The sequence below is a fragment of the Bartonella pachyuromydis genome, from assembly GCF_039543065.1.
Classification (GTDB): domain Bacteria; phylum Pseudomonadota; class Alphaproteobacteria; order Rhizobiales; family Rhizobiaceae; genus Bartonella; species Bartonella pachyuromydis.
Genome location: NZ_BAABJA010000023.1, coordinates 1 through 8731 on the forward strand (window position 1 = coordinate 1; position 8731 = coordinate 8731).

At 38.8% G+C, this 8731-nt stretch carries 7 protein-coding genes; 1 reads left to right on the forward strand and 6 read right to left on the reverse strand.

Going from position 1 to position 8731, the window contains the following annotated elements:
* Window positions 1-253 (reverse strand): helix-turn-helix domain-containing protein (locus ABD917_RS08215; RefSeq protein ID WP_345119595.1); only part of this gene is annotated, 253 nt, incomplete at its 3' end.
* 531 nt (window positions 254-784) lie between these two features.
* A complete protein-coding gene (locus ABD917_RS08220; RefSeq protein ID WP_345119596.1) occupies window positions 785-2413 on the reverse strand; it encodes an alpha-D-glucose phosphate-specific phosphoglucomutase in 1629 nt (542 codons plus the stop codon).
* A gap of 198 nt (window positions 2414-2611) precedes the next feature.
* Between ABD917_RS08220 and ABD917_RS08225 the strand changes: the two genes are divergently transcribed.
* Entirely contained in the window at window positions 2612-3136 is a 525-nt protein-coding gene (locus ABD917_RS08225; RefSeq protein WP_345119597.1) for a peroxiredoxin, read from the forward strand.
* Window positions 3137-3724: 588 nt separating this feature from the next.
* On the opposite strand, the gene ABD917_RS08230 is transcribed toward ABD917_RS08225, so the two are convergent.
* From ABD917_RS08230 to pyrF, 4 genes are all read right to left on the reverse strand, one after another.
* Complete coding sequence (locus tag ABD917_RS08230; RefSeq protein WP_345119598.1) at window positions 3725-4255, reverse strand: replication protein; 531 nt, start codon at window positions 4253-4255, stop codon at window positions 3725-3727.
* Between the two features lie 574 nt (window positions 4256-4829).
* Window positions 4830-6317: a histidine--tRNA ligase gene (gene hisS / locus ABD917_RS08235; RefSeq protein WP_345119599.1), complete on the reverse strand. Its 1488-nt coding sequence runs from the start codon at window positions 6315-6317 to the stop codon at window positions 4830-4832.
* A gap of 77 nt (window positions 6318-6394) precedes the next feature.
* The gene (locus ABD917_RS08240) at window positions 6395-6577 is read right to left on the reverse strand and encodes a hypothetical protein (protein WP_345119600.1); all 183 of its coding nucleotides are present in this window, start codon (window positions 6575-6577) and stop codon (window positions 6395-6397) included.
* Window positions 6578-7576: 999 nt separating this feature from the next.
* Window positions 7577-8422 (reverse strand): orotidine-5'-phosphate decarboxylase, encoded by an 846-nt coding sequence (gene pyrF, locus ABD917_RS08245; protein WP_345119601.1) that lies wholly within the window; start codon window positions 8420-8422, stop codon window positions 7577-7579.
* Between the last annotated feature and the right edge of the window lie 309 nt (window positions 8423-8731).

The window sequence follows — 8731 nt, forward strand, 5'->3', positions numbered from 1 at the left end:
GAGTATGTTGTTGTGTGAAGAGATCAGCGTAAAAAAAGGCAATGGGAACATTTAAGATATCGGCAGTTTCCTTTAACTGCCCAGCTCCAACACGATTTAATCCTTTTTCATATTTTTGAATTTGCTGGAAGCTTACTCCTAAAGCATGTCCTAAGTGTTTTTGAGACATTTTCAGCATGTTTCGTCTGAAGCGAATTTTTTTACCAACGAATTGATCAATGAATTTATTGTTATGAGGATTTTTACCTTGCATTTTTCCCCCGCCGGTTACGAGCGCCCTCGCGTTGGTATTCCGGGAGTCTGAAAGTACTGAGCTCTAGTCAGCTTTTTTGCTTTTAGTGCTTAAAACACCTAGACATAGCAAAAACTCTCGGCATCCTAGGACACCCATATCAGTGGGGCTATTTACACGCTAGAGCTTGGGGCTTTCAGTTCCCTCTTGATCGCCGCGTATGCGATCAAAGCATCTTTTAACTCATAAAGTAAATTCAGGAAATTTACAATAAAAATGAAATCCTATTTTCTATGAAAAAAGACAGCATCGTCTTTATTCAATCAAAAAGTGTGCGAAAAAGACAAGCTTTCAGAATTTTGGGATAGCTATTTTGTGCATTGGCTTTAATATTGCCATTTTTTCCAGTAGTACTTCGTTTTTGCAATCAAATCGATGCTTCAGCTTGAAAAAACACAATCTTCTCAAAACTGAAGGCGAGCTCTTTTAACAGAAAAAACAAACTCCCCTCCTCCAAAACATCAAAATATCTTTAAAAGCCATACAGCTCTCTCATGTGATAATATCAGGGTGCTTGCGCCCCAATTGCTGCTCTATGTTCAACCATTCCAGTGCTGCTCTTTGTAAAGGTTGGAGCACTTCTTGCGGATCTTGATGATGTTTACAAGGATCCCCCTCAAATTGTTCAAAATAAAGCCGTAAAGTAGCACCTAATGTTCCTGTCCCCGATAAGCGTACCACAAGTCGTGCGCCATTCTCAAAAAAAACACGTATACCCTGCTTGGTACTCACACTCTGATCAACGGGATCGTGATAGGTAAAATCGTCTGCTTTTTCCACCCGCAACCCAGCAATTTCCGCCCCCTCCTGTGGCAAACTTGCACGCAATTGCTCTATAAGCGTTTCTGCCTTATCACTCTCCACGCTCTCATAATCATAACGTAACGTGTAAAAACGCCCATAATCGTGCCAATGTTGCTGTACAATTTGTGCAACAGACTTCCCTGTGAGGGCTAAAAGATTTAACCAAAATAACACCGCCCATAAGCCATCCTTTTCGCGAACATGATGCGAGCCCGTTCCAAAACTTTCTTCACCACAAAAAGTCACCTTTCCCGCATCTAAAAGTGATCCAAAGAATTTCCACCCCGTTGGTGTTTCAAAACAATTTAATCCTTTTTTTTCAGCAACAAAATCAACAGCACGCGTTGTTGGCATAGAGCGTGCAATTCCCACAAGACCTTGGCGATAACCTTTAATCAGATGGGCATACTCAACCATAATAGCCAAAGAATCCGAAGGAGAGACAAACTGCCCCCGTCCAATAATGAGATTACGATCTCCATCTCCATCTGATGCTGCCCCCATATCCGGAGCCTGATCAGACATCAATAAATCATAAAGATCTTTAGCATAAACCAAATTGGGATCTGGATGCCCTCCTCCAAAATCTGCTAAAGGAACGCCATTAACCACCGTTCCCTCAGGAAACCCTAAACATTTTTCAAAAATTTCATAGGCATAAGGCCCTGTTACCGCATGCATGGCATCAAAGCGCAAACTAAGCCCACTCTTAACAGCTTGTGTAATGCAATCAAAATCAAAAATCTCCTGCATCAAAGCAACATAATCGGCCACAGGATCAATGATATCAATCTGCATGGATCCTAGAGAAGTTGTCCCTTCTCGCTCTAAATCTATATCTGAAGCCTCAAAAATTTTATAATAAGAAACTTGTTGCGAGACAGCAAAAATAGCTTCACACAGAGCATCGGGAGCAGGCCCACCATTGGCAATATTATATTTGATACCACAATCCCCCTCTTTTCCGCCAGGATTATGACTTGCGGAAAGAATGAACCCCCCATGAGCATGATATTTGCGAATAAGATGTGAAACAGCCGGTGTAGAAAGAATGCCCCCTCTTCCCACCTTCACACAAGCAACACCATGAGCCGCCGCCATTTTCAACACAGTTTGTAAAAGTGTCTTGTTGAAATAACGTCCATCCCCTCCAAGAATGAGCAGTTTCCCTTCAATAGAACCAATGCTGTTAAAAACAGACTGTATAAAATTTTCTACATAATGGGGCTGCTGAAAAACCGATACTTTCTTGCGTAAACCAGACGTTCCCGGTTTTTGATCAGCAAAAGCCGTGGTTAAAACTGTCTTTATCATCACAAAAATGCCTTTAAAATATTTTCTTTAATTTTAAAGTGAATATCGGTCAAAGTCGACCATTAATTCTACTTGACGAGGTAACGAAATATTTGCACACTCAAATGAAAGAGCAAGGACTACTTAAACCTCTCTTAAAGAGTCTTTAAATATCAAGACTGCTTAAAGTGCAATTTTCATAAAAAATACAGGAGCATAATTATGATGAAAAGAACAGTTCCAAACACCACCTTCCATACACGTGTGCGTGATGAATCGGTTGATGGAGATAATCCTTATCGCTGGCAAGAAGTAAACAGCGATACCTACTTCAAAGGAAAACGGGTCATTCTTTTTTCTCTTCCTGGAGCCTTTACTCCTACTTGCTCAACCTTTCAGCTTCCTGATTTTGAAAAACTCTACGATGAATTTAAAAAAGTCGGCATTGATGAAATTTATTGCCTTTCCGTCAATGATGCCTTTGTCATGAATGCTTGGGGCAAAGCGCAAAATATTAAAAACGTCAAATTAATTCCTGATGGCTCTGGTGAATTCACCCGCAAAATGGGTATGCTGGTTGCGAAAGACAATATTGGTTTTGGCATGCGCTCATGGCGTTATGCCGCTGTAATTAATGATGGTGTCATTGAACAATGGTTTGAAGAAAAAGGTTTTTCAGATAATTGTACAACAGACCCCTATGAAATTTCTTCACCACAAAATGTTTTAAAAACCTTGAAAAATTAATTCTAAAACTAGTTATATACTTATCAAATGCAAACTTTCTAGCATAAATTCCTTCTTAGGGAGGAATTTATGCTTTTTGCATTTTATGAATGCTAAATTGAAAAATCTATCGTCCCTAATATTTGCAACACCCCTTAGCACCTAAAAAGATTTATAAAAAGCATTTTTACGCCTTTCTTCTATGTTTTTTACCATACACTCATCCCACTTATAACATGGCAAGCGCATGATTTTGATTGACGCAACATGAAAGAAGTTTGGAATGGAAAAATCTTACAATATTGGGGGACCATTATTCAATCCGAATAACGATAAATTATCATTATAAATCAATATATTATATAATATTTATGCAACAAGAATATGCAACCAACGCATCATAGCCCCCATCAACACCCTCAAAAAACAAATTTTGCGCCATCCTCATTAGAAAACATCAAAAAGCATACTCCCGCTCAACCACAGCCTTCATATAATAAAGCATACCTCCACAGAGGGAACCATTTTAATCTGACAACCGTTCACGCTAAACTTTATCTTTAAAAATCACTGCCTCTAAAGATGGAGGTTTTGCTTTAAAAGTAACTGCTAAAGCAGTCGTTTATTTGAGTATTCTACCGCAAATAATGCATTCTCTTCTTCCTGTTCATGGAACTCAAAATCTTCATCACGCTCCGGAAGCCCAAAAATATCTGGATTTATGAAATAACACTCTTCTTTTGTCCCCTTTGCGATAATTTTATGACGTTCTAGTTCGTTGAGACCTTTTTTAAAATTTTCAAAACTCAGATATTGCGCTTCTTTAATTGAAGCGTCACAAACCAAAAATTCATCGAGACTATCATGATCTAATGTTACCTGATCAAACCATAAGTCCATCTCATCCTCCTCTGATATTTTCGCCACTTGCCACAACATAACCAAAAAACTCTTCATGCCAATAAATGACAGTCCAACAAGCATCCGCCGGCTTTCAGGCGCTCCTGAAAAGCTGATTTGCGGAAGATTTTCAAATCCAAAATGTGAAGGAGGAAGCTTAAATGATTTTCCAATATCCTCAGGATTTATCAGAATAAAAGGATTTCTTTCATAGAGCACAGTAAAATCATATTGAACCATTGTATTTCTCCACTAAGCAATTCATTTTATGAAAAAAAATAAATATTATCAATAAGTTACCAACAAGGCAGCTTACAATTTAGGCAAATATTGTCCTGTAAAAAATTGTTCGATTTAAGTTGTTTTATTGCTTTGTGAAACATTCACAAATCTTTTACGAGAAAATACTCTAGAGCTCCTGCATAATTTGCACGTGCTAAATTCTGTGCGGCGTACCAAAAAACAAAAAATTTTATACCAACAAGTGAAAATGTAAATTTTAAAGCGAAGATGAACAATCAATATTTCATAAAGGATTCATCCACCCTTTAAACGGTAATGATATAAATTACGCAACTTTCACGTATACTATATTCACCAAAATATCCTCATCTCCCTCTCAAAAGGGGTGATTTATAGTGCATAAAACGCCTTTTTCCCTTTTAAAAACATTTCCTTTTAGGCAGCATAATCTTTCAAGAATGATATGTCTTTGCGCTCGTATACAACTGCATCAAAACATGCAAAGCACAGATCTGTAAAATTGAATAAAGATTGCGAAAATCCAGCCAAACACTTAAAAAAAATTTCAGCATTAGCTTCTTTGGGCTGCCAAAATATCTTGCACCGTTTGCACCAATTGCTCTTCATCAACCGTCACTTGTGCTGGTCTGCTTTCACGCCACGTTTGATTATCCTTAATTTCATGAGACAACCGCGCCCCTTCAATCAAATCTTTGATCTGTATTTTTCCGCTTTCGCGCTCTTGTGAACCTTGAATAACCACACAAGGGGCGTTACGGCGATCTGCATATTTCATCTGCGCCTTCATTCCTGCTGCCCCCAAATAAAGTTCAGCACGAATTCCAGCATGACGTAATTGCATGACCATTTTTTGATAACAGGCAACCATTTCTGGTTCTTTGTCCATCATCAGCACCACAACAGGCCCCGTCTTTTCTTTCACAGACAATTTTCCAATGTTTTGCAAAGCGGCGATCAAGCGTGAGACACCAATAGAAAAACCCGTTGCTGGAATATTTTCCCCACGAAAACGTGCCACCAAGCCATCATAGCGCCCACCCCCACCAACAGAACCAAAAACCACTTTTTGTCCATCATCATTGAGAACATCAAAAAGCAAAGCTGCCTCAAAAACAGGTCCAGTATAATATTCCAATCCCCGTACCACCGATGGATCAACTTTGATGCGATTTTGAGTACCATTTGCGGCAAAAATTTCCTGCATCTCCTCCAGTTCACGCACTCCTTCCAATCCTTGCTCACTCTGCCCAACAACATTTCGAAGAGCATCAAGTGTTTCCTCTGCTGTTGCAGCCTCTACGGTAAGCAAAGAAAGAATACGATCGATGTCTTTATCCTTAAGCTGTGCCCCTTTTGTAAAATCGCCACTTTCGTCCAAACGCCCTTTGCCTAACAGCAAACGCACCCCTTCAAGACCAAATTTATCCAGTTTGTCCATAGCACGAAGAACAGCCAAGCGCTTTTCAATTTGATCATTCCCCCCCAAACCAATCAACTCTAAGACACTCTCGAGAATTTTTCGATTATTAAGACGAATGACATAATCATCATGCTGAAAGCCTAATTTTTCCAAACTATCGGCTGCCATCATGCAAATTTCGGCATCGGCGGCAACGGTTTGTGTACCAACGATATCAGCATCAAACTGCATAAATTGCCGAAACCGCCCTGGTCCAGGTTTTTCATTGCGGAACACAAAGCCCAAGCGATAACTGCGATATGGCTTTGGCAAAATTTCAAAATTCTCTGCAAAGTAACGCGCCAAAGGTGCTGTGAGATCATAGCGCAAAGACATCCATTGCTCATCATCATCTTGTAGCGAAAAAACCCCTGCATTTGGGCGATCTGAATCAGGCAAAAACTTGCCCAACACATCGGTATATTCAAAAATCGGTGTTTCCAGTGCTTCAAAACCATAAAGTTCATAAACTTCACGAATCTGAGCAATCATGGTTTCCGTTGCATATAATTGTGCACTCGTGCGATCCACAAAACCACGAGGTAAACGTGCTTTGGTTTTTTCCGGTGATGATGACATATGATTCTCTAACAACAATTTGTCTTCACAGATATTATGTGTCTTATCTTATAGAAACAACCCCTGCAATGACTTTATCAACGATACGCCCAATATACACCAATGCAACACACACCAACCGATGCTTTATGAAAAGCAATATCAATCACCTTTAAATAATAAGCTCTATAAGAATTTGCACTATAAAGGTGCAAACCAGCACACTCATTCTCTTTCCCCCCAGCCCCAATCTTTTTCTTAAGACCATTCATAACAAGCATTTTCTTATCTTCAGGTGTTTTTACTCACACATGCATTTCATTTGTGACATACAGAGAGATGATTTTGCTTGCTTCACCATGGGAGAGCTTTGCAATGAGAAAAGCGCGCAATATTTAAAATTGTTGCTTCAATATGCAAAAACCTAAATGATCTTTCATTATACCATAAAGAACCGATTATTTAGGGCAAAGCAAATCCAGCCCATAGAACTTTATGCAAGCAAACAAAATGGTCAGCAGGTAGTGTCTCCACCAAGAGAAGTGAGATTGTTTACAAATCCACACCAGTAGGAATCTACATTATTTGAGATATGGTAAAAAAGCCAACTCTGTAAATCGATCTCTTAACTTACAATGGAGTAAACTCCGTACGGGTGTTTTTTCACACATTCACGAACACTGTTAAAAACCAGAGAAGCATATCCCCTCAATCTCTCATTTTTGTAGTAAATCTTGTTTTAAAGAGTAATTGCTCTCATATGCAATCTTCCTTTTGGTATACAATCTGGAAAAGTAGCCTCTATATTGATTCTCTACATTCATTTATGAGCAATAATGAAAAATCAAAGCAGCATATCTCCTCAACCTTTCATTTTGTAGCGACTCTTACGCTAAAAGGATGATAGTTCCCATTCAATTCCCTTTTAAGCATTGAAACATCCATTTTGACGATAATGGTTCATTTAACAGAAAAATCAACAGGTTAAATTCAATCACAAACCATTCACCCTCCCATCATGAATACTGTTTCTCCTTATTGTTCACCGGAGTAATTTTTCTGTTAAATCTGTTTTCAACAATTGCTACATGCTCCTTTTCCTCCTTCAAAACAATTCGCCCCATGCATTTATATTCCTCTTCTCTCAACATAACATGAAAAGCATATACTGATTGCTTTAGAGGCAGAAACAACAATTGATTTTAGCAAAACAGAAACCAGCCCTTTTAAAAAGCCCCTTTTATAAGAGCTTTTTTAGTTTATCGTCTCTGCAAAAACCTCTAAGACATAAGCGTGTTTTTAGCCTGCTCAGCAAAATCATGAATACGCATTTTTAAATCAACACTCTTTCGACCAGCATCGGTAATTGCTCTTGAAATAGAAGGAATAATATTCTGCCATAGTTTTTGAGGAAACTGTTTTGTCAGCTGGGTTATTGTTCCCCCCTGAGCACCAATACCAGGAACAAGAAACAAACAGTTTTTTAATTGTTCGATTGTCTCTTTTGCTTCACTGCCCAATGTTGCACCAACAACCGCACCAATAGGACCAACAGCATGATTTTTTTCCAAAGACTGGTTATTATAGTCACAAATGCACTGTGCCAAATGAACAGAAAGGGGTTGATCACCAATGCGGGCATTGCGAATATCCTTGCCCTCTGGATTTGAGGATTGCACAACCACAAAAACTGTTGTTGCTGTTTCTTCTGCAATTTTTATCATCGGAACAAGAGCATTAAAACCAAGAAACGCATTGGCGGTTATGGCATCTGCTTTAAAGGCACTGCTTGAACCAAGCCAAGCTTGGCCATACGCTTCAACGGTAGAACCAATATCCCCTCTTTTTGCATCAGCGATCACCAACAAACCTTGTTTGCGTGCATTTTCAATCAGCTCTTTAAGAACTTGCAAACCTTCCACACCATACAATTCAAAAAATGCCACTTGCGGCTTTATAATACCCACGTTACCCACAACCGCTGTTAAGAGGATATCACAATAATCTCTAAGTCCCCTATAATCAGGGCTTAAATTCCATGATCGCAAAACTTTATGGCTCGGATCAAAACCAACACAAAGCGGTCCATAGATTTCACGATTTTTAAAAAAACGGGAACAAAACATTCTCACAAAGCCTCTGTTTAAATTTTCTGATACAAAAAAGCAAAAACACATTGATCAAAATGACCGGTAACATGGTTTTCAGCAAAAAGAAAATATTTTCAAATTGCCTGACAGGATGTAAACAAAACAAGTATCATAGAGCACTTTATAAACAAACCTCGTGGTATAAAATATCGTTCTGCTTTTATTTTCTTGAAGATGTTTCTCTCGCCAATCGGCCCAATCCCCATAAACAAATTCTCGATTAGAATTTCAGCAAAATATCTTTCACCATCTCAGTAAGAGCATTGCCATCTCAAACATCATAAT